At 42.1% G+C, this 23,621-nt stretch carries 22 protein-coding genes; 5 read left to right on the top strand and 17 right to left on the bottom strand.

The features are described 5' to 3' along the window. Positions 1 to 220: 220 nt before the first annotated feature. From ACYPZI_RS00955 to ACYPZI_RS00940, 4 genes are all read right to left on the bottom strand, one after another. On the bottom strand, positions 221 to 1,009 hold the full coding sequence (locus tag ACYPZI_RS00955; protein WP_459597707.1) for an META domain-containing protein: 789 nt from the start codon (positions 1,007 to 1,009) through the stop codon (positions 221 to 223). A 177-nt stretch (positions 1,010 to 1,186) separates the two neighbouring features. After that, positions 1,187 to 1,972 carry an amidohydrolase gene (locus ACYPZI_RS00950; protein ID WP_459597705.1) on the bottom strand — a complete coding sequence of 262 codons (786 nt, stop codon included), beginning with the start codon at positions 1,970 to 1,972 and terminating at the stop codon, positions 1,187 to 1,189. A gap of 117 nt (positions 1,973 to 2,089) precedes the next feature. Continuing rightward, positions 2,090 to 2,629 (bottom strand): 1-acyl-sn-glycerol-3-phosphate acyltransferase, encoded by a 540-nt coding sequence (locus tag ACYPZI_RS00945; protein WP_459597703.1) that lies wholly within the window; start codon positions 2,627 to 2,629, stop codon positions 2,090 to 2,092. Further along, positions 2,630 to 2,854 carry a hypothetical protein gene (locus ACYPZI_RS00940; RefSeq protein ID WP_459597701.1) on the bottom strand — a complete coding sequence of 75 codons (225 nt, stop codon included), beginning with the start codon at positions 2,852 to 2,854 and terminating at the stop codon, positions 2,630 to 2,632. Between the two features lie 214 nt (positions 2,855 to 3,068). On the opposite strand from ACYPZI_RS00940, the gene ACYPZI_RS00935 reads away from it, so the two are divergent. Both ACYPZI_RS00935 and glgP read left to right on the top strand, forming a co-directional pair. Further along, positions 3,069 to 4,730, top strand: coding sequence for a glycogen/starch synthase (locus tag ACYPZI_RS00935; protein WP_459597699.1), 1,662 nt, complete (start codon positions 3,069 to 3,071; stop codon positions 4,728 to 4,730). 225 nt (positions 4,731 to 4,955) lie between these two features. Beyond that, positions 4,956 to 7,541, top strand: a complete 2,586-nt coding sequence (glgP, locus tag ACYPZI_RS00930; protein ID WP_459597697.1) for an alpha-glucan family phosphorylase — start codon at positions 4,956 to 4,958, stop codon at positions 7,539 to 7,541. A 68-nt stretch (positions 7,542 to 7,609) separates the two neighbouring features. On the opposite strand, the gene ACYPZI_RS00925 is transcribed toward glgP, so the two are convergent. From ACYPZI_RS00925 to ACYPZI_RS00915, 3 genes are all read right to left on the bottom strand, one after another. Further along, positions 7,610 to 8,611: a metallophosphoesterase family protein gene (locus ACYPZI_RS00925; RefSeq protein WP_459597695.1), complete on the bottom strand. Its 1,002-nt coding sequence runs from the start codon at positions 8,609 to 8,611 to the stop codon at positions 7,610 to 7,612. Between the two features lie 30 nt (positions 8,612 to 8,641). Further along, on the bottom strand, positions 8,642 to 9,034 hold the full coding sequence (locus ACYPZI_RS00920; protein WP_459597693.1) for a YbbC/YhhH family protein: 393 nt from the start codon (positions 9,032 to 9,034) through the stop codon (positions 8,642 to 8,644). Between the two features lie 277 nt (positions 9,035 to 9,311). Further along, on the bottom strand, positions 9,312 to 9,476 hold the full coding sequence (locus ACYPZI_RS00915; protein ID WP_459597691.1) for a hypothetical protein: 165 nt from the start codon (positions 9,474 to 9,476) through the stop codon (positions 9,312 to 9,314). 765 nt (positions 9,477 to 10,241) lie between these two features. On the opposite strand from ACYPZI_RS00915, the gene ACYPZI_RS00910 reads away from it, so the two are divergent. Continuing rightward, positions 10,242 to 11,006, top strand: coding sequence for a hypothetical protein (locus ACYPZI_RS00910; RefSeq protein WP_459597689.1), 765 nt, complete (start codon positions 10,242 to 10,244; stop codon positions 11,004 to 11,006). An 88-nt stretch (positions 11,007 to 11,094) separates the two neighbouring features. Here the strand turns inward: ACYPZI_RS00910 and ACYPZI_RS00905 are convergent, their stop codons facing one another. The 7 genes from ACYPZI_RS00905 to ACYPZI_RS00875 form a co-directional block, all read right to left on the bottom strand. Further along, the gene (locus ACYPZI_RS00905; RefSeq protein ID WP_459597687.1) at positions 11,095 to 11,595 is read right to left on the bottom strand and encodes a gliding motility lipoprotein GldH; all 501 of its coding nucleotides are present in this window, start codon (positions 11,593 to 11,595) and stop codon (positions 11,095 to 11,097) included. Next, on the bottom strand, positions 11,564 to 13,111 hold the full coding sequence (locus ACYPZI_RS00900) for a PSP1 domain-containing protein (protein ID WP_459597685.1): 1,548 nt from the start codon (positions 13,109 to 13,111) through the stop codon (positions 11,564 to 11,566). The genes ACYPZI_RS00905 and ACYPZI_RS00900 overlap by 32 nt, the downstream gene beginning before the upstream one ends. A gap of 138 nt (positions 13,112 to 13,249) precedes the next feature. Further along, on the bottom strand, positions 13,250 to 14,377 hold the full coding sequence (gene holB, locus ACYPZI_RS00895; RefSeq protein ID WP_459597683.1) for a DNA polymerase III subunit delta': 1,128 nt from the start codon (positions 14,375 to 14,377) through the stop codon (positions 13,250 to 13,252). Positions 14,378 to 14,462: 85 nt separating this feature from the next. Then, on the bottom strand, positions 14,463 to 15,413 hold the full coding sequence (locus ACYPZI_RS00890) for a methylenetetrahydrofolate reductase (RefSeq protein WP_459597681.1): 951 nt from the start codon (positions 15,411 to 15,413) through the stop codon (positions 14,463 to 14,465). An 85-nt stretch (positions 15,414 to 15,498) separates the two neighbouring features. Next, positions 15,499 to 16,836 carry an RIP metalloprotease RseP gene (gene rseP, locus ACYPZI_RS00885; RefSeq protein WP_459597679.1) on the bottom strand — a complete coding sequence of 446 codons (1,338 nt, stop codon included), beginning with the start codon at positions 16,834 to 16,836 and terminating at the stop codon, positions 15,499 to 15,501. A gap of 56 nt (positions 16,837 to 16,892) precedes the next feature. Further along, positions 16,893 to 18,071, bottom strand: coding sequence for a 1-deoxy-D-xylulose-5-phosphate reductoisomerase (locus tag ACYPZI_RS00880; protein ID WP_459597677.1), 1,179 nt, complete (start codon positions 18,069 to 18,071; stop codon positions 16,893 to 16,895). A gap of 15 nt (positions 18,072 to 18,086) precedes the next feature. Continuing rightward, positions 18,087 to 18,965, bottom strand: a complete 879-nt coding sequence (locus tag ACYPZI_RS00875) for a murein hydrolase activator EnvC family protein (protein ID WP_459597675.1) — start codon at positions 18,963 to 18,965, stop codon at positions 18,087 to 18,089. Between the two features lie 268 nt (positions 18,966 to 19,233). Between ACYPZI_RS00875 and spt the strand changes: the two genes are divergently transcribed. Continuing rightward, a complete protein-coding gene (gene spt, locus ACYPZI_RS00870) occupies positions 19,234 to 20,439 on the top strand; it encodes a serine palmitoyltransferase (protein WP_459597673.1) in 1,206 nt (401 codons plus the stop codon). A gap of 144 nt (positions 20,440 to 20,583) precedes the next feature. Then, a complete protein-coding gene (locus ACYPZI_RS00865; RefSeq protein ID WP_459597671.1) occupies positions 20,584 to 21,252 on the top strand; it encodes a T9SS type B sorting domain-containing protein in 669 nt (222 codons plus the stop codon). 97 nt (positions 21,253 to 21,349) lie between these two features. Here ACYPZI_RS00865 and trpA read toward each other — a convergent pair whose 3' ends face one another. From trpA to trpC, 3 genes are read right to left on the bottom strand one after another with little or no spacing between them, the layout of a single operon-like run. Further along, entirely contained in the window at positions 21,350 to 22,123 is a 774-nt protein-coding gene (gene trpA / locus ACYPZI_RS00860) for a tryptophan synthase subunit alpha (RefSeq protein WP_459597669.1), read from the bottom strand. Then, positions 22,095 to 22,739: a phosphoribosylanthranilate isomerase gene (locus ACYPZI_RS00855; protein WP_459597667.1), complete on the bottom strand. Its 645-nt coding sequence runs from the start codon at positions 22,737 to 22,739 to the stop codon at positions 22,095 to 22,097. The genes trpA and ACYPZI_RS00855 overlap by 29 nt, the downstream gene beginning before the upstream one ends. Further along, entirely contained in the window at positions 22,736 to 23,518 is a 783-nt protein-coding gene (trpC, locus tag ACYPZI_RS00850) for an indole-3-glycerol phosphate synthase TrpC (RefSeq protein WP_459597665.1), read from the bottom strand. The genes ACYPZI_RS00855 and trpC overlap by 4 nt, the downstream gene beginning before the upstream one ends. Positions 23,519 to 23,621 lie beyond the last annotated feature (103 nt).

Below are 23,621 nucleotides of genomic sequence, written 5' to 3'. Positions count from 1 at the left end.
TTCTTCAGCTTGAATAGCCCGCTATTCGCTCTTCAAAAAAGAAAAAATCATTCTGAAAATAGTTCTGAAAATCGGAACGAATAAAATTTAAACAGGTTCTATGAATGATTATATACATAAAATAACCGAACATTTTAATTACACACACTTCGCTCCTGTGATTCTTAATTTCAACTACTGATGTGCATTAATAATATTAACTGCCTATGAAGAAAGCAAATTATTCAGCTTTTGTCAACTCAAGCACAACGTTGCCCTCTTTGGAAAAGGTAAGCTTGTTGCCGTCCAAAGCGGCTTGTAAAGGAGTGGTTAGGAGCGAAGTGAATAATTGTTCGCCCTGAAGGCCTGGGCATGCCATCTTGGTAGATATTGCAGGCCCGAAAGTTACAGTATTGCTGTCCAACGTATAAGTCGAACGGTAGTTGTTACAACCGGCATTACCTGAAACTTTGCCATCGGCAGTAATTTCCATGGATGGTAATTTGTTTGCAAACAGCGTAGCCAAATCTCCACCGGCTATCGATGTCAGATTCCATTTCCCGGTCAAAGCTTCGCTGGTTAGCGCAGGCTTCTCTGTTCCTTTTTCAAACTGAATCAGAACAGTTTTGTTCTGTGAGAATGTTAGTAAACCGTCTTCTATCGAAACTGCCAGATTGGGAGTAGATAGTGCGGTCAGGAATTGCGGTTCTTTATTGGGGTCTACACACATTTTCATTGTAGATACCAGGTTCGGCGCTGAAAATTCGTTCTTTTCGGTCAGGGTGAAAGCGCCTGTGTATCTGTTACAGCCACCACTTCCGTGTACCGAGTTTTTTTCAAAGTCGAATCCAATGCTAGGCAATTCTCCGGCAAAAGCAGTTTTGGCATTTTCTCCCTGCAAAGTTTTTAATACCCAATTTCCTTCTAGTTTGGTTTTGTCGATAGGTTTCACAGAGTTACAACTCTGTATTGCAAAAGCAACAATGGCTATTGCTGCGAAAAATAAAGTCGTTTTTAAGATTCGTTTCATAATGTTGATCTGTTAAGCGATTAAGTATTCTATAAATATTAATGATATATTTTTTCTTTCTCTTTGTCATGCTGACGAAGGAAGCATCTCGTGCCTGTTAAGGCTGGGATCCTTCGTTTCACTCAGGATGACAAAAATATATCAATAAATTCTTTTTGTTATTTATTTTATTGGTTTTCAATATATTTTAAATTCATCGGCATCCTTCCATACCGGAAATTTTGCCCTGAATGCTTCCAGTTCGGTTTTGGATATTTCTACAGTTTCGGCTTGTTCCTGACTTATTCCAATATTCGAAATTTCTTCTCCACGGGCATTTATCAGTTTCGAGCACCCATTGTACACAAGCCCGTTTCCATCTGTGCCCACACGATTTACTCCACAAACATAACTCATATTTTCGATTGCCCTTGCCGCCAGCAATGTTTCCCATACTTTTATGCGCGAAGCAGGCCAGTTGGCTGTGTAAATGAGCAAGTCGTATTCGTTGTTTACATTTCTTGTCCATACCGGAAATCGAAGGTCGTAACAGACTAGTAAACATATTTTGAAGCCCTTATGTTCAAATATGAGGCGGTTTTTTCCTGCCGAGAAAGATCCGGGTTCGCTGCCCATTCTGAACAGGTGGCGTTTGTCGTAATAATATTCCTTATCGGGAGTGATAAAGAAGCCGCGATTGTAGTAATTACCTTCTTCTACGGCAATGTAACTTCCACAAATGGCAACGTCTGATTTTGCAGTCCATTCTTTTATTCGCCCAATGGTCTTCCCGTCCGTAGGTTCAGCCAGATTACGGCTGTTCATCGTAAAGCCGGTCGAAAACATTTCGGGCAGCACGATAACATCTGTTTGTCCGGCCAGTTCCGACACGATACTATCTATCCTGTTCAGGTTTTTCTGTTTGTCTTCCCATGCAATGTCGTATTGCACAAGAGTAATCCTGAGTATGTCATCTTGTTGCATATTATTAAAATGAAAAATTAGTCAATTTGAAAATGTGCCAATTTGAAAATGTGCCAATGGCGCGAAGCGACAAAACTTGTAATTCGTAACTAACTGTTTACTGTTGACTACTCACTGTTATAAAGAGAACCTTTCCGGAAATTTGGCAGTCGCGCCTTTATAATAAGATTTTATTTTTTCCAGGTCTGCTCCGGCATCTCCTGAAGGCATAAATGCACCGGCAAAAACGACTTCTTTCTTACCATAATCCAGTATTGCAATTACGATGGGCACGTTGGCTGCTAATGCAATATAGTAGAACCCCATTTTCCACTCATTGTTCAGTTTTCTGGTGGCTTCGGGTGTTATGGCCAGCTGGAATGTATCGTTCTTTGCATATATTTCCGACATTTGGTCGGTCAGCGAAGTCTTTCTCGAACGGTCTACAGGTATTCCTCCCAGCAGATCGAATAGCAGGTTCATCGGAAAGAAGAACCATTCTTTTTTGATGAGGAACGATGCTTTTCGTCCCATGGCTTTGTACACTATCAGTCCCAATGGTAAATCCCAATTGCTGGTATGCGGGGCAACGCAGATGACACACTTGCCGGGTAGATCTGCCAAACCTGTTATCTTCCATCCTATCAGACGGAGGATAAATTTACAAATACTTCTCATTTAACCTAATGCTGCTATTTCTTTGCCAATAGCATTTACTTGCTTTTCGAAATCGGCATTCAGCTTTTTGTAATAAGCCTTGATTCTCCCTTTTACTTCTTTTCCCTCTGTGGAATTTGCCCTTTTCAGTAGTTCGTCCTGTGCTTCTGCTATGTGAACGATCACTTTATCGGCTGCTTCTATATCTGCATCCACAACATATACTTTATAAAAAATACAATCCATACAGAGTAAATCCATCGTTGTATTTATGCTTTTTTTTAGTTTTCTCCTGCTACTCACAATCGGTATATATATTAAATTATTATCTTTGCTTTCTTTATTATGTTGTTAATAAAAGACGGCACAAAGTTACTAAAAAGAAACTGACAACTTTTACTTATTTAAAATTAATAAGTATTTCGAGTTGGAAGAGGTCGAGTGGAACTAAAACTATCTTATGGCTAAACAAAAGAAAAAACCTGAGTATATATTTGAAGCAAGCTGGGAAGTCTGTAATAAAGTAGGAGGGATATACACCGTTTTGTCGACAAAGGCAAAAACAATGAGGGATTTGTACAAGGACAATGTCGTTTTTATAGGTCCCGATATGTGGAAAGATAAAAATAATCCCTGGTTTGAAGAAGATAAAACGTTGTTGGCCGGCTGGGTCAAGATGGCTTCGGTATACGACAGGCTTAATGTACGCGTAGGACGATGGTTGATACCGGGGAACCCTATCGTGATTCTCGTCGATTTTACCCAAACGTTTGCCAACAAAGATGCCATATATGGTTATATGTGGAAAAAGTATGGGGTGGATTCACTACATGCCTATGGCGATTATGACGAAGCTTGCATGTTTGCCTATACTTCAGGGGCGGTAATAGAGAGTATCTATCGGTTCTACAAACTTGAGAACAGAAGTGTCGTAGCTCACTTTAATGAATGGATGCTGGGTATGGGGGCTTTGTACGTAAAAGACCGGTTGCCAAAGGTGGGTACGCTGTTTACCACACATGCTACATCTATAGGACGATCGATAGCCGGAAACGGAAAACCTCTATACAACTATCTGTCGGCATACGACAGCGACCAGATGGCACGTGAGCTGAATATGGAAGCCAAGCATTCGATAGAAAAGATCGTGGCCAGGCAAGTGGATTGCTTCACTACTGTCAGTGATATAACTGCACGTGAATGTAAACAACTCCTGCATCGCGAACCTGTGGTTACGCCAAACGGTTTCGAAAAAGATTTTATCCCGGTAGGGGCGGAGCACGAGAAAAAACGCCTTGCCGCACGCCGGAAACTAATAAATGTAGCGGAGAAACTTCTCGGATACGATATTCAGCCCGATGCTTTACTGGTAGTCACCAGCGGCCGTTACGAATACCGCAATAAGGGTATCGATGTTTTTATAGATGCTATGGGACGTTTGGAACGTATAAAACAATTGGAAAAAGATGTTATTGCTTTCGTTACCATACCGGCATGGATAGATACAGCCCGTGTGGATTTGCAAGAACGTCTTAAACATAAGAAAACACCGGATACTCCGCTTAGCCATCCGCACGTAACTCACTGGTTGCGCAATATGAATAACGATTCGATATTGAACCAGATAGGTTATCTGAATATGGAAAACCGGAAAGAGGACAGGGTGAAAATCATATTCGTACCGTCTTACCTCAATGGAAACGATGGTATATTCGATGTCCCTTATTATGACCTGCTTATAGGTATGGATGTCTCCGTTTTCCCGTCCTACTACGAACCGTGGGGATATACCCCGCACGAGAGTATCGCCTTTTCGGTGCCTACTATTACTACGTCTTTGGCCGGATTTGGGCTCTGGATGCGTAAGATGGGAGATGAGCGCGGAATGGACGACGGTGCAGAGGTTATTACACGCGACGATTACAACTTTATGGAAGTATCGGAAGATATTTGCAACCGTGTATTTGAAATGACAACCAAAAGTGCCGAACAGGAGCGCCTGCTACGGCAAGCTGCTCTGGACAGAGCCTCTCTGGCCGATTGGGCGCACTTCTTTGCCTATTATCAGGACGCTTATGCACAAGCACTTGATGAGGCCAATGAAAGGGGGAAGAGTAAATAAGTAGTAAGTAGTAAGTAGTAAGTAGTAAGTAGTAAGTAGTAAGTAGTAAGTAGTAAGTAGTTCAATACTCAATACTTATAACTTAAAACTTAAAACTTCTGGTACGCAATCGTTTGCAATCGTTGCGGTGTTCTATTTTACAAAATGCAGAAAAATAAACCTTTAAATTAGTTATATTTGCAGTCTACACTCAAGATCAGTCTATTATAGTATAAAAATAAAATTATGAGAATTAAAGCGAGTAATTCGAACACTCCGAGTTGGAGAAGTGCGTATACGCAAGTTAATCTACCTAAGGAGCTGTTGTCATTGGAAAAACTATCACGTAACTTATGGTGGGTATGGAATAATGAGGCAATGGACCTTTTTGCAGAATTAGATCCTCAATTATGGAGCCAATCAGCGCATAATCCTGTTTTTCTGTTAAAAAAACTCTCTTACGAAAGAATAGAAGAAATTCTTAAAGATGCAGCCCTATTAAGCAAGGTGAAAAGCGTTGTTAAGAATTTCGAATCATATATGTCTAAAAAATATGATACGGCAAAACCATCAGTTGCATACTTCAGCATGGAATATGGTTTTACCTCTGTTTTGAAGATATATTCCGGAGGTTTGGGCGTTTTGGCAGGCGATTATCTGAAAGAAGCCAGCGACAGCTATGTCGACCTTGCGGGAGTAGGCTTTCTATACCGTTATGGCTACTTTACACAGTCTATCTCTCCCGACGGACAGCAAGTGGCAAACTATGAGCCCCAGAATTTCAACGAACTACCTATCGAACCGGTACTGAACGAAGACGGAAACCAGATGATCCTGGCTGTTCCATTCCACGATCGCGATATATATGTAAATATATGGAAAGTAAATGTAGGCCGTATAAGCTTATATTTGCTCGATACCGATATGGAGCTGAATAGCGAATGGGATCGTCCTATTACGCACCAGCTATACGGAGGAGATTGGGAAAACCGGTTGAAACAAGAGTATCTGCTCGGTATCGGCGGTATCTTGTTGCTTAACAAATTGGGTATTAAAAAAGAAATATATCACTGTAACGAAGGCCATGCCGCACTAATCAACGTACAGCGTTTGCTCGACCTTATAGAAGGTGAGGGACTTACATTCAACCAGGCGCTCGAAGTCGTGCGCGCATCCGGTTTGTACACTGTGCATACCCCGGTTCCTGCGGGACACGACTATTTTGATGAAGGACTGTTAGGTAAATACATGGGCAATTATCCCGCCCGTTTGGGAATTACCTGGCAAGATTTTGTAGATATGGGACGTGAACATCCGGGTAGCAACGAGAAGTTCAGTATGAGCGTATTCGCACTGAACACTTGTCTCGAGGCCAATGGTGTAAGCTATCTGCACGGAATAGTATCGCGTAAAATGTTCCAGCCTATATGGCCGGGTTATTTCCACGAAGAACTGCATGTAGGACATGTTACCAACGGGGTGCATATGCCGACGTGGACAGCCAAAGAAATGAAAGAATTGTACGAAAAAACATTCGACAAGAATTTCTATGACGATCAGTCTAATCACGATATATGGTCTAAGATACACAGTGTTTCGGACGAGCAGATATGGAAGCTTCGCATGGCGATGAAGAAACGTCTGATCAACTACGTTCGCGAACAAGTGAAAGAGGGCTGGATTAAGAACCAGAAAGCGCCTTCGGCAATCATGTCTGTTGTAGACCAGATCAACCCTGATGCTTTGCTTGTAGGATTCGGACGCCGTTTTGCGACATACAAACGCGCTCACTTGTTGTTTTCCGACCTCGACCGTCTGGCTAAACTGGTGAACAACGAGAAATATCCGATACAGTTTCTTTATACAGGTAAGGCTCACCCTGCCGATGGAGCCGGACAAGGATTGATCAAGCAAATTGTCGAAATATCGCGTCGTCCTGAATTCTTAGGAAAGATTATCTTCCTTGAGAACTATGATATGCGTCTGGCAAAACGTCTGATCTCGGGAGTAGACATCTGGCTGAATACACCTACCCGTCCGCTCGAGGCTTCGGGAACTTCGGGTGAAAAGGCTGTAATGAACGGTGTACTGAATTTCTCGGTTCTCGACGGATGGTGGTACGAAGGTTATCGTAAAGATGCAGGTTGGGCATTGACCGACAAGCGTACTTATACAAACCAGGCATATCAGGATCAGCTGGATGCGCTGGAAATATACTCTACATTCGAAAACGATATACTTCCTCTTTATTATGCTCGCAACTCGAAAGGATACTCTCCTGAGTGGATACAGTTTATCAAGAACTCGATAGCTAATATCGCACCTGAATATACTACCAAGCGAATGATAGATGATTATATCAGGAATTTCTATAGCCCGGAAGCTAAACGTTCTAAATTGGTGACGGAAAATAATTATGCTAAAGCTAAAGAACTTGCGGCATGGAAAGAAGATACTGCAACCAAATGGGATAAGTTTACTGTAGATCGTTTTACTGTTAACGGACAGAGTATCGCTGATGGATCGCAGTTGACAAATGCTCACTTTATTGAAGGCGAAAAGATAGAAATAGAAGTCGTTATCGACAAGAAAGACATGGTTGGCGATCTTGGTGTAGACTGTATAATTGTTGAATACGATGCCGAACAACAAGTGAATAAATTTATTTCTTCGATGGAGTTCAAGCAAGTTAAGAAAGAAGGCTCTAAAGTTTACCTCGAGTTGAAGACTGTAGCGAAAATACCGGGTCTGTGTAATTTTGCATATCGTGTGTTCCCTAAACATCCGGATATGGCACACCGTATGGACTTTGCTTATGTTCGTTGGATTTAATTCAATATTTGGATCATAATAATAAGGAGAGGCTGTCAATATTTTGGGACAGCCTCTTTGATATTATATTATTTTTCTGCTTTCTTGAATGTTTCAGGATAATGAACAAGATAGAGCTTTTCGCCACCAAGTAGACGTATGTAAGTAGAAAACTCATGTTTCCCTTCCTTGAGTTCTATCACGCGGCAACCGTTTTTACCAAGATCGTTATATACGGTTTTTCCACCCGAGTAGCGACCATAAGCTAGATATATGCCGAAGTATTCTCCTATATAGTCATTATTGTGGTCGTGTCCCACAAATGTTCCCATCACATCGCCTGCCTGACGTATAGCCGCAAACATGCCTGTATTGATTCTGCCGTTGCATTCTTTTTCATCTTTGCTTCCGATTATTTGAGCGTTCTCAGAATTTTTCATGATAGGATATTCTGCCAATGGAATATGGAAGAAAGCCAATGCCGGGTAAGGATTGTTATTGTTTGCTTTGGTATAAGCCGCGCTTTGTTCGCTAAACCAATTCACCTGATTGAGCCGTAACCAGTCGTAGCCTCCGATTTCTTTTATCGGGGTGTATGCTCCTGAATCGAAGAAGTATAGAAGCGAACCAATGCTGTCCGGTTTAGCTGCATTTCTCACTTCGAGTATGTAATTACCTACTCCCGACAAGGATTTATCGCCTGCCTGAGCCAGACAATAAGGTTTCCGGGTGGCATAGTCCATTAATTGCTGACGCGAAACTCCAAATTCATCGTCGTGATTGCCAAATACATACGCCCAGGGTATTCCTCTCCTCGATACCGGATCGAAAACATCGTCCAATCCTTCAAATACAGGTTTCGCCCAAATTATGTCTCCTGTGAAAACTACCAGATCGGGCTTTTCGGTATCCAGCACTTCATTGATTAGCTGTATGGCTACCTCCGATTCTTTCATTAGTTTTTTGTAGTGGACGTCGGTAAATTGTACGATTTTGAAATTTCCATTCGACTTGAATTTCAAGATAGGCTTTTGACCATATCCCATTACGGTTACTGCCAGCATCAATAATGCTACAAATGTCTTTTTCATGTGTTTATGTTTTTAGTTAGTATAAATGTTTTATTTTCCATGCGTTATACGTATTACTTTTCCGTCTCTGGCATCCAGTATTATAAGGAAAACGCCGCCAAGATATCCTTTGGGTAATGTTCCACTAATAACCCAGTAGTTATTAATTCGGTAGGTTTCATACGGACGTTGTCTGATAATGTTTTCTTCGGTGTAGATTGGAAACAGTATCGTCTCTGCTATTTTTACTGCATTTTCTTCTTTGTCAATTAAGATTTTGTCTTTATTTACAACGTTATGAAGCAGACTATCTGATAAAGATTCTCTTAATTCTTTTTCAGCATGCTCTTTTCCTAAGACTAACCTTTCGGTATTGTCTTGTTTGTTTTGAGAACAGCAGTTCATTGTTACGATCAATAATAATAAGCTCAATGTTATTTTCATAGTTTTATTGTTTCTCTTTTATTAGAATACGTCACTCTTTGCTCAACTCTGGAAACCGTTCCATCAGACTTATATGAATAAACTTTCACATTAAATGTTCTGTTGTGCATAATCTTTTGAAAGGCAGGATTAATAGCGCTGTAAAAATAAAAGCAACTCGAATCATTTTATATTAAGTTTCATAGTACATGACAAAAAATATTTTATATATATTTAAAAGGCTTATTGTGTTGCCCTTACAGGGCGCAGTTCCTTCGGTTGTCATCTCACCGGGGTGTTACCCCGGGCTGGAATATATCAGGCTTTCAGCCTGTTTATTTCCTTGATGCCCTGAAGGGGCTACATAATATAGCCCAATGGCAACGCCTTGGGCGGGAAAACGAAATCCCCTGAAACCGCGCCCTGTAAGGGCAATATAAGATTTTGTAATATTTTTTGTCATGTACTATGATTAAGTTTACATAAAAAGCTTATTGATATATTTTATTGTTCAATTCTTTTCTACTGCGCGCAATCACAGATTGCTAGCGTTCCTTTTGCCCAAAGCCGCAAAAGGAACCAAAAACGCTTTTGCGCCCCGCTTCAACGTCCGACCCATAACGGACTTAAAGGCTAAACAAAAAAACTCGCTCCGGGTTTTGTAGTATACGAATCATTTGATAAGCTCAGACACGTTTTTGTTTTTAACGCCTTTTCGTCCTATGGGTGCCCCGTACTTGAAGCTAACGGCGCAGCTGACGCACGACGAGGCAGCCGCTTGTCGTGCGTCAGCCTCCCGCGCATTAGTTCCGCAGGCGGGGCAGTGATGATCATATGTTGAGAACGCAAGCAATCTGTGATTGCGCGCAGAAGAAAAGGATGAATATAACCGAACCATTATAGTACTTCCCCCAAAACATAATGATAACTATTTATCGTGTGAAGCATATTTATGCCTTCTCCGATATATAAGGAATAATATGTACAGCCGCGATATATTTACAAGTTCTACAAATTTAAGCATTTACTCTCAGAACCTAAAATTAGACAAATCTTTGTTTGTTGCAGGTAATTGATTTGTTTTCATGTGGTTAATAATTCGTGAAGGATTTTACTATGTTAATAAAATTTAAAGAGATGAATTGTGATTAATCTTTTTGGTGAAAATCATATCAAAGGTACAAAGAGATGAAAATAAAAAGTATTCACCTTCTTAAAACGCAGCATTATGAAAAAGTTTATCGTCGCATTTGCATTATTAATAGGAATAGCATCTTTTAATAATCCGGTAGAAGCTCAAAATATAAGCATCAACATCAATATAGGCCGTCAGCCTGCATGGGGTCCGGTAGGGTATGACTATGTGAACTATTACTACCTTCCTGATATTGACTGCTACTACGATGTAAATATGTCGTTGTTCTACTATTTCGATCGTGGACACTGGATCTCAGCCCGTTATCTTCCATATGCATATCGTCACTACGATTTGTACGGAATGTATAAAGTGGTATTGAATATGAATGATCCTTGGAGATATCACCATAGCCATTACAGAGATTATGCCCGTTACAGAGGATACCGCAATCAGGTAGTTATACGCGACAGCCGCGACAACCGCTACCATGACAGTCGCCGGAATAAGGTAGTATGGTTCTCAAAGAGCAAATCTCAACGCGATTATAGATACGATTATAAGAATTACAATTATGACCGCAGGGATAACCAGTATAAGGGTAACAGCGTTCGCCCGAACCGCGACTATAACTACGGAAACAACAATCCGGACAGGAATAAAGGCAATGATAAGAAGTACGATAACAACCGGAAGGACAATAACCGTCCGGATTACGGAAACAATAATAGCCGTCCGGACAGAAGCAAAGAAGGCAGCCGTCCTTCGGTAAGATCAAACAATAAGGATACTAAATCGACACGTTCATCGTCTAACAGTAGCTATCGTTTAGCATCAAGTGAAAGAAACAGAAGATAAATAATTTGGGTGAATAGGTTTTGAGGTTTTTCAATAGTACGAGGAAAAAAGCGGGTGTAGTCTTCTAATAACACCCGCTTTCTTTTATTTATTCCTTGCTTATTTTTACTCCCAGCTTCTCTATTCCTATCAGAGATTCGTCCTGCATTCCGTGTTCGATCTTTATCCGGTAGTTACGTTTCTCTTTAAATACAATATCATCCATCGGCAGTGAAAGCTGATACAATGAGCCGAAGCCCGATCCCTTCCATTTTCCAAACTTGTCAGCCAACAGGTATTCTTTAGAGATAGCACTGAATGTACTGTCGTTTTCCAGATTTATTTGTACGAAGAACCAAATATTCTGATAAGGATAATTTACGTTATTGGTAACTTCTATCGACATGAGGTAAGGCCTGTTCAGTTCGAAAAGGGTAGAGTCTATATCGAAAAACAGCGTATCGTTTTGTGCCCACTCCGTATTCTTTAATTCATGAAAATTATAATATATCTCCCGATGATTACAAGAGGTATAAACAATGGCCAAGAATACGCACAGCAGGGCGCGAAGGGCTTTATTATTCAGGCTTTTTCTGATCAGACGGTCCATTGTTATTTCTGTACGGCTTATTTCTATTCCGGTTTTTCCTGTGTCGATATTCCTGCTGGTAGCCAGGTTGTCGGTTCTCCTGTTGATTATTATTTGGTTGTTTATTTTCTTGTTGAACCTGATTATTCGGTTGGCTTGGCTGGTTCTGATTGTTATTTCCAGGCTTAATATTTAACTGTTTGTTGTTGCCTTGGTTTCTTGGTTGTAGCCTGTTTTCCGGATTTTTGCCCTGACGGTTTAAATCCTTGTTTTCATTATTGTTGTTATTATTGCTTTTCGAGAACTTCTTTTTGTTTCTATTATTGTCAAACCGGTTGATATTCTCTTGCAGGATATCGTGTGATGTCGGTTTTTCTGCTTGCTCCTGAGCCTCATTCGCCAAATGGGCAGGCCTTCCTCCCTGTTTGTTAATCTTGATTACTTCAAAAACACGTTCCTTAGGTAAAGTGACAAGGTTTGCGGCAAAATTCTTGTCTGTCGAATACGTCATTTCCCCGGACAGGATATCTGTTTTGAAATGGTAGAATGAACCGTCTTTTGTTTCCAATACAGCTTCGCGGGAAGGCAACTTTCGTTGCGCTTCTACATATGTATCGACCTCAAAGTTGAGGCAACATTTCAGTTTACCACACTGTCCGGCGAGTTTTTGCGGATTCAAAGGAATGTCTTGTAAACGGGCAGCCGATGTAGATACCGAAATAAAGTTCGACATGGAACTGGAACAGCACAATTCGCGTCCACATGGACCGATACCGCCTACACGCCCTGCTTCCTGACGGGCCCCGATTTGTTTCATTTCTATCTTTACACGAAATTCAGAAGCATATACCTTGATCAGTTGGCGAAAGTCTACACGCTCGTCGGCTATATAGTAGAAAATGGCCTTATTGCCGTCTCCCTGATATTCTACGTCACTGATTTTCATTGCCAAAGCAAGTTCTTCGGCTATCTCACGCGCGCGCAACATTGTTTTATGTTCTTTAGCCCTGGCCTCGTTCCATTTTTCTATATCATTGGGCTTGGCTATGCGGTAGATGCGCTTGGTTTCGCCTCTGTAATTGTTTTTCAGCATTTGCAACTGCACCAGTTTGCCGGTGAGCGTAACTTCGCCGATGTCGTGTCCCGGAGTGGCTTCTACGGCTACCATATCTCCTTTAAATGCTTCTATGTTGTTACTGTTGAGGTAGTAGCTTTTGCGAGTGTTCTTGAATTGTACTTCTACCATTTGCGATTCGCCTGCTATCTCCGGCAAATCTTGCAGCCAATTGTATACTTCCAGTTTATTGGTTCCGCTGCAACAGCCTCCTTTTTTTGAACCGCAGCAACCACCTCCACCGGACTTACAGCCACAGCTTCCTCCCGATTTGCATCCACATGTTTTAACCGCGGTTTTGGCGGAAAGTTCTACTTCTCCTGTTTCCGGTACTTTTCCATTTGATTTGGCACACGTACATCCTATGGGTGTTTTGCAGGTACCTTGGCAATCGAATGGGTATGTATTTTGGTTTGAATTCATTGTAATATAATATTTAATTAATAAAACAAAGCCCCTTTTTCCGGCTTTGTGGGTTTATACGGTTCACAGTCAACGGTTAGCGGTTTGCAGATTGTCGACTGTAAGTTATGCGTCCCCTAAATTACTAAATTTTTGAAATTAACTTTTTATCAACATAGTAATTTTAAGGCACAGATCGAAAAATACCATTTTGGCATTTACGTTCTGTTCTATATGTCTTTCGGCCAAGGCCAGTTCGTCCATAAATCCGGTAATATTGCGCTCATTGATGAACGGAGCGAAACGGGTACCGAAATTTGCTTCGTCGGACGATACGTATATCATTTCGGGATGCTTGAGATTACTTATAAAGTATTCACGAATCATCCGCTGGCTATATATCAGAAAACTTTTCTGGTTTTCGCGTCCTACGCCTGCCAGTTCGTTTCCTATGGTTTTTATTTGTTTAATATCCCGTGCATACGAAGCACGCATCATTTGTACAAACAGGTTGAAGAAGAGCTTGTGTTCTTCGTCGAGACTAATTGTTTCTATTGCTTTCAGGTAGCTGCCTTTCGACAGGTGTGCGACATTCCCGGCATCTTCGGGCGTGATGTTGTATGCCGACTCCAAAGCCTGTACGATATCTTGTTTTTCTATACCGTGTATATTAATCCGCTGGCAGCGCGACTGTATGGTTGTAATAATGTTATCGGGCGTATCGGAAACGAGCAGGAAAACTGTATTGTCCGTGGGTTCTTCTATGATCTTGAGCAACTTGTTGGAGCACGATTCGTGCATCTTTTCAGGCATCCAGATAATCATGGTCTTGTACTTTGCCTCATAGATGCGCAGGCTCAGTTTGCGGAGAATTTCCTCACTTTCCTTCGCATAGATCAGCCCCTGCGAGTTTTCGGCATCGATATACTCCAGCCATTGGTTATAGCTGAAATAATAATCCTTCTCTTTTATAAAGTTGCGCCAATCGGTAATATAGTCGTCACAAACTTCTTTTTTCTTCGCTGCTTTTTTTACGATAGGGTAAACAAAGTGCAAGTCGGGATGTGCCAGATGATTGTATTTGATACAGGATGGACATTGCCCGCACGAATCGTTTTCCGATGGATTCTCGCAGTTAAGATATTGGGCATAAGCCAGCGCCAAAGGAAACTTGCCGATTCCCTCCGGTCCGCAGAAGAGCTGTGCATGGGGTATTACCCCTTCTCTGGCTGTACGTGTCAGCCGCTCTTTTACATCTTTTTGCCCTATTATATCTTTAAAAAACATTTTTTCAATTAGCTTTTGGCTGTTAGCCGTTAGCTTATAGTCTATGTCGCTTTATAAATGCTTATGGCTATAGGCTAACAGCTTATTAGTATATTTCCTTTGCTATCCTTCTCACGCTTTCTGTTGCCAGCAGCGAGTAGAAGTGCAAGCTTGGTACACCGTGTGCGATTAGCTCCTTCGATTGTTTGATACCCCATTCCACGCCTACTTCTTTGGCTTCATCGTCCGTTTTGCACTTACGCAGTTCGGATGCCAGTTCTTCGGGAATACCGGAACGGAAAATACGGGGAAGAACTTCTAATTGGCTCATTAGTACAATTGGCTTCACTCCCGGTATGATCGGTTGTGTGATTCCAGCCTTGCGGCATTTATCCACGAAGGAGAAATATTTCCGGTTATCGAAGAACATCTGGGTAACAAAATACTCAGCTCCGTTGTCCGCTTTTTTCTTCATGTAAAACAAGTCCGATTCCGCGCTTTCAGCATCTTCATGCACTTCCGGATAGCACGCCATTCCGTATGCAAAAGGCGTAGCGTTCTTTTCGAAAGTAGAACCGTCTTCGGATATACCCTCATTGAAATCGTTGACCTGCTGCTGAAGCTCGGTCGCATATTCGTTCCGGTTGGGGTATATCTGTTCAGGAGCCAGCCGCTTGCCGTCTCCTTGCAAAAGTAATAAATTATGGACACCCAGAAAATTTAAATCGATCATCGCATATTCTGACTCTTCCCTCGAAAATCCCTTACAGATCATATGCGGTATGGCTGTTACCCCGTATTTGTGTTGAATGGCTGCCGCAATAGCTACCGATCCCGGACGTTTGCGGATATTTGCCCTTTTGGTAGTACCGTCTGGCATAACCTGATCGATATATTCGCTGTGATGCGTGGTTATATTGATGTATTGCGGATCGAATTCGATCAGCTTATCTATTATATTGTAAACTTTTTCTATATTGTTGCCTTTCAACGGGGGCAAAATCTCGAAAGAAAAAGCTGTTTTATCATTTTTATTTATAAGTTCCGTTACTGTCATAATTATAAGTTATAAGTTTTGAGTAATGAGTTTTAAGTGCTTTGGCTTATCACTTTTAACTTACTACTTTTAACTTCTTTACTTTCTACTTAAAAAATATCCTTAGTATATCGTTTCCGTTGGCTACTATGAGCAGTAGCAAGATGAACACCATCCCTGCCATCTGCGCGTATTCCATAAACTTCATACTTGGTTGCCGCTTGGTAATGACCTCGTAGAGCAGGAACATGATGTGGCCTCCGTCCAATGCCGGAATGGGCAGAATGTTCATAAACGCCAGAATGATGGACAGGAAAGCTGTCATAGCCCAGAATGCATGCCAGTCCCAAACAGGAGGGAACATGTTTCCTATTCCGGCAAATCCGCTGAGGTTTTTGACTCCCTGCTTACTAAATACAAAGCGAGCCTGCGCTACATAGCCTTTCAGGGTGTTTACGCCCAAGGCGGCTCCGGCAGGCAGTGAGGCAAAGAATCCGTATTCGTCTTCTTTTATTAACGATTTCAAATCGAATTTAGGATAATAACCTAAAGCGCCTGTGCTGTCCAGTTTTGCCACAGCAGTGATCAGAGTGGTGTCTCTGTAAAATGAAACCAGAACAAGCGAGTCTTTGTTTGTTTTCTTCAACTCGCGTATAGTCTGGTTATTGGATGCCACACTGACATTATTAATAGCTACAATGCTGTCGCCTTTCATCAGCCCTATTTTGCCGGCGCCACTGTTTGCAATGACTGAATCTACAACAGGCGACACCCAAAACGAATAAGGTGGAACTTCTTTGTCTGCAATCACTTTCTCCGCAAAATCTTCGGGAAGTGTTATTGTTACCGGTTTACCGTCGCGTTCTACTACTACCTCTTTCGCATCGATAAAGTGCATAACAGTGTTCATATACACCACGCCTGCGCGATGAGCAAGTTCTTTGCCGTCGGCGCTGATGAGTATGTCTTTGTCCTGAAATCCGGCTTCTTTGGCTACAGCAGGAAATTCCATACCCGTTTTTACGGCTTTGAATGGTATATAGCTGTCGCCCCATGCAAACAATATCATTGCAAAAATGAAAATAGCAAGGATAAAGTTGAACAAAACGCCTCCTACCATCACCAACAGGCGTTGCCATGCCGGTTTGGAACGAAATTCCCACGGTTGGGCAGGCTGAGCCATTTGTTCTTTATCCATCGATTCGTCTATCATTCCCGATATTTTTACGTAGCCGCCAAGAGGGAGCCATCCTATACCGTATTCGGTTTCGCTGTTTTTAGGTTTAAACTTAAACAGGGAAAACCATGGGTTGAAGAAAAGATAAAATTTTTCTACTCTTATCTTGAAAATCCGGGCAAAAAGGAAATGGCCGAACTCATGTACTACAACCAGTATCGATAAACTCAGAATTAATTGTAGTGCCTTGATTAAAATTGTTTCCATTTAATTATGTTATATATTATATTGTTTAGCCCCCTTTAGTTCCCCCGCAGGGGGAATCAGGCCTCCCTTTGGGGAGGTTGGAGGGGCTGGGTTATAAATTCCTGTGCTATACTGCGGGCTTCGATATCGGTTTGTACATAATCGTCGTATGCCGGAACCTGTACGAAAGCTGTTTTTTGCATTGTTTTTTCAATCACGTCACTCATTTCAAGGAATCCTATCTTGTCTTGCAGGAAGGCGGCTACGGCTATTTCGTTGGCTGCGTTCATGGCGCAAGGCATATTTCCTTTTGCTCTTGCCGCTTCGAAAGCAAAAGACAAGTTGCGGAAACGTTTGGTGTCCGGTTCTTCGAAAGTCATTGTTTTCAGCTTGAAGAAATCGAGACGTTCGAAGTTCGATTTCAGGCGTGCAGGGTAGCCCAGCGCGTACTGTATGGGCAGGTGCATGTCGGGCAATCCCAGTTGAGCGATGATCGACGAGTCCTCGAATTGCACCATTGAATGTATGATCGATTGCGGATGAACCACAACTTCTATTTGATCGGGATTGACATCGAACAGCCATTTAGCCTCTATCATCTCCAGTCCTTTGTTCATCAACGAGGCAGAGTCTATCGTAACCTTTGCGCCCATATTCCAGTTAGGGTGTCTCAGAGCCTCTTTCTTTGTTACTTTTTGGAGCTGCTCCATAGAGTGATTACGGAACGGGCCGCCTGATGCCGTAAGGATGATTTTTTCGATGGGGGAACGCTCTCCGTTGAGGCATTGAAAGATCGCCGAATGCTCGGAATCGACAGGCAAAATGGGAACTTTATTTTCCAGGGCAAGGCTTGTTATCAACTCGCCTGCTACTACCAGCGTTTCTTTATTTGCCAAAGCAATCGCTTTTCCTGCTTTTATGGCATTTATGGTTGGTTTCAATCCCGAATAGCCCACCATGGCCGTGAGTACCATGTCTATCGGTTGGCTTTCTACCACCTGTGCAATGGCATCACTTCCCGCCCATACTTTTATGGGTAGGTCGTGTAAGGCTTCTTTCAGCCGGTTGTATTTTTCTTCGCATGCAATAACCACAACTTCGGGCTGGAACTCCCTGGCCTGTTTTATGAGCAGGTCTATGTTGTTGTTTGCAGTAAGCGCATATATTTCGAATTGTCCGGGATGTTCGCGCACCACATCCAGCGCTTGTGTGCCGATGGAGCCCGTTGAACCAAGTATTGCAATATTTCGTTTCATGTTATCCGGTAATTTTTATTTAAACAGGATAAAGTCTTCCGGATTTACAGGGCTTCCTTTGTACCAAAGCTCAAATCCTGCGAATGTCCCGTCGTTTTTATCTTTATCGCTTCCTGCGACAGCTATAGCTTCACCTGTCCGCACTTTGTCTCCTGTCTGTTTCAATAGCATGGTATTACCTGTATACACTGAAACATACCCGTTTTTGTGCTGTATCTGAATTGTGTATCCGCCGTTGATGTCATAACCGGCAGACAGTACAGTGCCGGCCATGACGGATTGAACGGTTTCTTTCGATAAAACTTTAAGGATTAAACCATGTTGCCCGTTGTAAGGATTGAATTTGCTGACAATAGAGCCATTCACCGGCTTGTAAAAAATGAAGCTTTCGGCAGAGCCGGTAACCGACGCCGGAAGAACAGACAGGTTATATTTTTCTTCTTCTTCGTACCGTTGTACAAACTCGCGTTCGGCTTTCGATTTCTGAAGTGACGGATCGGTATCCGGAATGGATACGGTATCTACCATTGTCGTCTTTACCGAATCTATATTCAGTATTCTTCCGGCAAATACACCCCGCATGTTGTTTATGTATATATTCTGATTGTCAATTTGTTCTTGCAACGAGTCTGCCCTGAAAGACATCCTGATAGCCTTTTCACGTATCTCGGCGTCGAGATATCCCGGCAGGTAGTAACGGATGGGTGTGGCAATAATGATAATGGATGTCACGGTAATAAGAAAGCCGGCAAAGACGAGAAGCAACATGGCGCCCGAAAACATGGAAGCATTTATCTTCCATACTTCTTCCAATGTATTTTCGTTCATTACCGAAAGACGGTATTTGAAGTGTAACCGCTTCCAGAAATTATGTTTGTTTTTCTTTTTTGCCATTCAGTTTTTGGTCTTTCTTTCTCTGTTCAGACTAATATTTTGTATAATTGACAATATATCAGACCAAACCACAAAATTAAGAAAAAAAGCAATATACTGCGGCTAGAATTAATATAAGATTGTCTTAAATTATCCTTTTTTAAAATTTTATATCAAAACCTCTTCTTTATGATTTTTTTTAGCTATTTTTGCAGCCTGCGATTTGTGAGTAGAATCCAAAACTGACAGGTAGCAATTATAGTAATAGATATTTGTTGTAATATTGAATATGAGTTTATTAACTGATAAGTTATATCGGTTCGACGCGGCAAGATTAACGCGCGCCGCCGGAATTTACCCTTACTTTAGACAAATCCAGAGCGATCAGGACACGGAAGTAGTCATCAATGGTAAAAAAGTACTGATGTTTGGCTCTAATGCCTATCTGGGGCTGACTAATCATCCCAAAGTAAAAGAAGCAGCCATCAATGCCGTAAAGAAATATGGTACGGGAATGGCCGGATCACGTTTCCTGAACGGAACACTTGATATACATGTGGAGCTGGAGAAAAAACTGGCGAAATTTGTAGGTAAAGAAGATGCTATTGTCTATTCTACGGGTTTTGGCGTCAACGAAGGTGTTTTGTCCTGCATAACAGGTCGTGAAGATTATATCATATGGGATGAGTTGGATCATGCTTCAATCATTGAAGGCGCCAGGGTTTCGTTTTCAACAAAGTTGAAGTTCCGCCATAATGATATGGATTCTCTTGAAAAGCAATTGCAGAAATGCGAGCCGGACAAGGTGAAGCTTATCGTTGTCGACGGTGTATTCAGTATGGAAGGCGATGTGGCGAATCTCCCGGAAATAGTACGTCTGGCAAAACAATACAATGCCAGCGTTATGGTCGACGAAGCACACAGCTTAGGCGTTTTTGGTAAAGACTTTAGTGGTAAGGGGCTTGTAGACCAATGCGGTCTTGTTGATGATGTAGAACTCATTATGGGTACATTCAGTAAATCGTTGGCTTCTATCGGCGGATTTATTGCAGGAAATGAAACTATTCTCGATTATCTTCGCCACAACTCACGTGCATATATATTTACCGCCAGTGCGACGCCTTCCGCTACAGCTGCTGCCAGCGCCGCGTTGGATATCATACAGTCTGAGCCTGAAAGGATTCAGCATCTGTGGGATATTACCCACTATGCATTGGAAGGATTCCGTAGCCGGGGCTTCGAAATCGGTCATACTTCTACCCCGATTATTCCGTTGTTTATCAGAGATAATGAGAAAACATTCATGATCACCAAAATGTTGTTCGAAGAAGGTGTTTTCGTCAATCCGGTTGTTTCACCGGCTGTAGCTCCTGCCGATACGCTGATCAGGTTCTCATTGATGGCAACGAATACAAAAGAGCAAATCGATATTGCTTTGGAAAGAATAGAAAGAGTATTTAAGAAGGTGGGCGTTGCCCTCGGTGCCAACCAATAAGAAGGCGGATATAATACTTTCGATATAAAATAATAAGAGAACCCTCTGTCCGTTAAAAGATAGAGGGTTGTTTATTTTGATTTTAGCCTTTAGCTTTCTAAGTATTGGAAACCAGCTAACGGCTAATAGCTAATAGCTTCTAAAATGAAAAAACTACCGGTATTATTGTTTATATCTCTTCTGACTGTTTCGATGCAGGCGCAAATGGCTGTTACTTGCGAAGCGCATATTGTAGCCGAGAAAGAGTTAAGGAACGCTCCCAACGAGATGAGAATCGAAGAAAATGGCTCGATTGTAGGGTCAGCCCCGGTTATTGTTAGTTTTTACGGATATTCCAACGAACCTGTGACCGCATATTACACGTGGTTTATTTACAATAAAAAGGATATGGAAAATCCGGTTGCCCGCTATACGGATAAGGATATCAGATATACATTCGGGCAATCGGGTGATTTTGTGGTAACTCTTGAAGTAGCCGACCGTAACTCTATTTGTGTGGATACGACAAGCGTATCTGTGAAAGTAACCGAATCTGATCTCGATGTGCCTAACTACTTTTCTCCGGGCAATCCATCTGGCTCTAATGCAGAGTTCAGAGTGGCATACAAATCCCTGGTCAAATTCAAGTGTACGATCTTCAACCGTTGGGGTACGAAGCTTTACCAGTGGACTGACCCGGCGAAAGGCTGGGACGGGAAGTACAACGGTAAATATGTAAACACCGGTGTTTATTTCTATGTTATCGAGGCCGAAGGTTCGGATGGTATCAAGTACAAGAAAGGCGGTGATATAAATATTCTCAGGAAGAGGTAATCAGTTATCAGTCAACAGTCAACAGACAGCAGTCAACAGTTAGCTTTTAACTTTGTAGCCTTTTTCGCTTTGCGCCATTGCTTACTGTTCACTGAAATCACTCCGCCAACGCTTTCTTCAACGCCTTCACAGCCTCTTTTATATTTGCGCTTTCTTTCAGCAGGGTTATAAATTTGCTGCCGATGATTGCTCCGCTTGCATTTTGCCGGGCAGCTTCCAATGTCGCTTTGTTCGATATACCGAAGCCTATCAGACGAGGGTTTTTCAATCCCATAGAGTTGATACGGCGGAAATAGTCCTGTTTCTTTTCATCAAAACTTTTTTGCGCTCCTGTGGTAGATGCCGAAGACACCATGTAGATAAACCCGTCGGTATGCTCGTCTATCAGACGGATGCGTTCGTCAGATGTTTCGGGGGTGATAAGCATAATTACCTTGATGTCGTATTTGTCCGCAACAGGTTTGTATTCATTGATATAGTCGTTGAATGGCAGATCGGGGATAATCACGCCGTCTATACCTGTTTCGGCGCATTGTTTGCAAAAATTTCCGAAACCGTATTGCATCACAGGATTCAGGTATCCCATCATAATCAGGGGGATAGCCACATCCTTGCGAATACCCTTCAGTTGGTCGAAAAGTATTTTCAAAGTCATGCCATTGCGCAGGGCGACTGTTCCGCTGTCCTGAATTGTAGGGCCATCGGCCATCGGATCGGAAAATGGGATGCCTATTTCTATCAGGTCGATACCGTTTGCCTGCAACTCGCGGATAACTTCGCATGTATCGTTCAGTTGAGGAAATCCTGCTGTAAAATAGATGGATAGTATGTCTTTTTGCTTGTCATTGAATAGCCGGTTGATCCTGTTCATCTTTTAGTCGTTTAATAAATTGTTCCACTAATTCTATATCTTTAAGTCCCGGTGCAGTTTCAAACCTGCTGTTAAGGTCTACTGCATATAGTTGGGGATGTTGTATCTCTTTTATCCTTTCCGCATCTTCCGAAGAAATTCCTCCGCTAAGGAAAAACGGCGTGTTGCCGCTGTATCTGTCCAGTATTTTCCAGTCGAATTTTAGTCCCGAGCCTCCATGCCGGGGTGTCTTTGTGTCGAAAAGGAAATAGTCGCAGATGTCTTCGTAAGCCTTCGTTTGGTCGAAATCGAAATTTTCTGTGATACTGAAAGCTTTGATAACAGGCGCCGTTTTATTCAGTTCCTTGCAAAAATCGGGGGATTCATCTCCATGTAGCTGGATTAGGTATAGGGTGTATTCGTTAACCATCTGTATAATATAATCCATGTCTGCATTCACAAATACGCCAACCTTTTCCTTACCTCCGTGAAATGAGTTCCGGATGTCCGCCGGTTTCAGGTCATCTACGTAACGGGGAGACTTTTTGTGGAAAATCAGCCCTGTAAAATCAACAGGAAGCTTATTTAATTCCCTTATATTACCGGGATACTTCATCCCGCAGACTTTAATTTTCATCCCAGTTGCATTATAAATTCGCCTAAAGCCTTGCCCGGATCGGCGGTTTTCATAAAGTTTTCTCCCATAAGGAAACCACGATAGCCTGCTGCTTGCAGATCGATAACAGTCTGAGGCAGCGAAATACCGCTTTCGGATATTTTTATAAACTCGTCCGGTATTTTTTCAACAAGGTCGAACGAGATTTGCACGTCGGTGACGAACGTACCCAGATTACGGTTGTTAACGCCCACTACATCCACTTTGTCGTTGATGTGACCCAGCTCCTGTTCGTTATGTATTTCGAGCAGTACATCGAGTCTGAGTTCTTTGGCTGTTTGTGCCAGTTGTTTTGTTTCAGCGATAGTCAGAGCCGAAGCTATGAGCAGTATGGCGCTTGCCCCGGACAGTTTTGCTTGATAGAGTTGATATTCATCTATCATGAAATCCTTGCGGAGCAGAGGGGTGTCTGTCAAGCTGCGAGCCACTTCCAAGTCATTCAGGTTCCCTCCGAAGAAGTCCATATCGGTAAGCACGGATATGGAGCTGGCTCCGTTTTGTGAATAGAGAGGAATAACATCTTCAACTCTGGCGTTCTTGAATATCCAGCCTCGGGACGGAGAACGGCGTTTAAATTCGGCGATGATACCTGTCGGAGAGTTAGCCAAAGCTTCTTTGAATGATTTTACCGCCTCTACATTGGGAATCAAATACTCCAAATCGACTAGAGGAAGTGCGGCTTTCTGACGCTCAACTTCGATTCTTTTATTCGCAATTATTTTGTCTAATATATTTGCCATAATTTCTATAAGTTTTTTCTTTTTCCATCATTGCGAGTCGGAGTGAAGCAATCCAAAAAAAGTGAAAAGCTAAAAGTGAAAAGTGAATTGAAAATCGGCAGAG

It is taken from the genome of Dysgonomonas reticulitermitis (assembly GCF_054601275.1).
Note: the sequence above shows the minus strand (reverse complement) of the source record. Positions and strands in the feature narration are given on the sequence as shown.

Bases quoted from the DNA above. Each gene is read 5' to 3' on its own strand.
- glgP (WP_459597697.1), top strand. From the start codon at position 4,956: ATGAGAATTAAAGCGAGTAATTCGAACACTCCGAGTTGGAGAAGTGCG.
- ACYPZI_RS00915 (WP_459597691.1), bottom strand. From the start codon at position 9,476: ATGACAAAAAATATTACAAAATCTTATATTGCCCTTACAGGGCGCGGT.
- trpC (WP_459597665.1), bottom strand. From the start codon at position 23,518: ATGGCAAATATATTAGACAAAATAATTGCGAATAAAAGAATCGAAGTT.
- ACYPZI_RS00880 (WP_459597677.1), bottom strand. From the start codon at position 18,071: ATGAAACGAAATATTGCAATACTTGGTTCAACGGGCTCCATCGGCACA.
- ACYPZI_RS00865 (WP_459597671.1), top strand. From the start codon at position 20,584: ATGAAAAAACTACCGGTATTATTGTTTATATCTCTTCTGACTGTTTCG.
- ACYPZI_RS00955 (WP_459597707.1), bottom strand. From the start codon at position 1,009: ATGAAACGAATCTTAAAAACGACTTTATTTTTCGCAGCAATAGCCATT.
- holB (WP_459597683.1), bottom strand. From the start codon at position 14,377: ATGTTTTTTAAAGATATAATAGGGCAAAAAGATGTAAAAGAGCGGCTG.
- ACYPZI_RS00945 (WP_459597703.1), bottom strand. From the start codon at position 2,629: ATGAGAAGTATTTGTAAATTTATCCTCCGTCTGATAGGATGGAAGATA.
- ACYPZI_RS00875 (WP_459597675.1), bottom strand. From the start codon at position 18,965: ATGGCAAAAAAGAAAAACAAACATAATTTCTGGAAGCGGTTACACTTC.
- ACYPZI_RS00920 (WP_459597693.1), bottom strand. From the start codon at position 9,034: ATGAAAATAACATTGAGCTTATTATTATTGATCGTAACAATGAACTGC.
- ACYPZI_RS00925 (WP_459597695.1), bottom strand. From the start codon at position 8,611: ATGAAAAAGACATTTGTAGCATTATTGATGCTGGCAGTAACCGTAATG.
- ACYPZI_RS00890 (WP_459597681.1), bottom strand. From the start codon at position 15,413: ATGACAGTAACGGAACTTATAAATAAAAATGATAAAACAGCTTTTTCT.
- ACYPZI_RS00855 (WP_459597667.1), bottom strand. From the start codon at position 22,739: ATGAAAATTAAAGTCTGCGGGATGAAGTATCCCGGTAATATAAGGGAA.
- ACYPZI_RS00940 (WP_459597701.1), bottom strand. From the start codon at position 2,854: ATGGATTGTATTTTTTATAAAGTATATGTTGTGGATGCAGATATAGAA.
- spt (WP_459597673.1), top strand. From the start codon at position 19,234: ATGAGTTTATTAACTGATAAGTTATATCGGTTCGACGCGGCAAGATTA.
- ACYPZI_RS00935 (WP_459597699.1), top strand. From the start codon at position 3,069: ATGGCTAAACAAAAGAAAAAACCTGAGTATATATTTGAAGCAAGCTGG.
- ACYPZI_RS00905 (WP_459597687.1), bottom strand. From the start codon at position 11,595: ATGGACCGTCTGATCAGAAAAAGCCTGAATAATAAAGCCCTTCGCGCC.
- ACYPZI_RS00900 (WP_459597685.1), bottom strand. From the start codon at position 13,111: ATGAATTCAAACCAAAATACATACCCATTCGATTGCCAAGGTACCTGC.
- trpA (WP_459597669.1), bottom strand. From the start codon at position 22,123: ATGAACAGGATCAACCGGCTATTCAATGACAAGCAAAAAGACATACTA.
- ACYPZI_RS00910 (WP_459597689.1), top strand. From the start codon at position 10,242: ATGAAAAAGTTTATCGTCGCATTTGCATTATTAATAGGAATAGCATCT.
- rseP (WP_459597679.1), bottom strand. From the start codon at position 16,836: ATGGAAACAATTTTAATCAAGGCACTACAATTAATTCTGAGTTTATCG.
- ACYPZI_RS00950 (WP_459597705.1), bottom strand. From the start codon at position 1,972: ATGCAACAAGATGACATACTCAGGATTACTCTTGTGCAATACGACATT.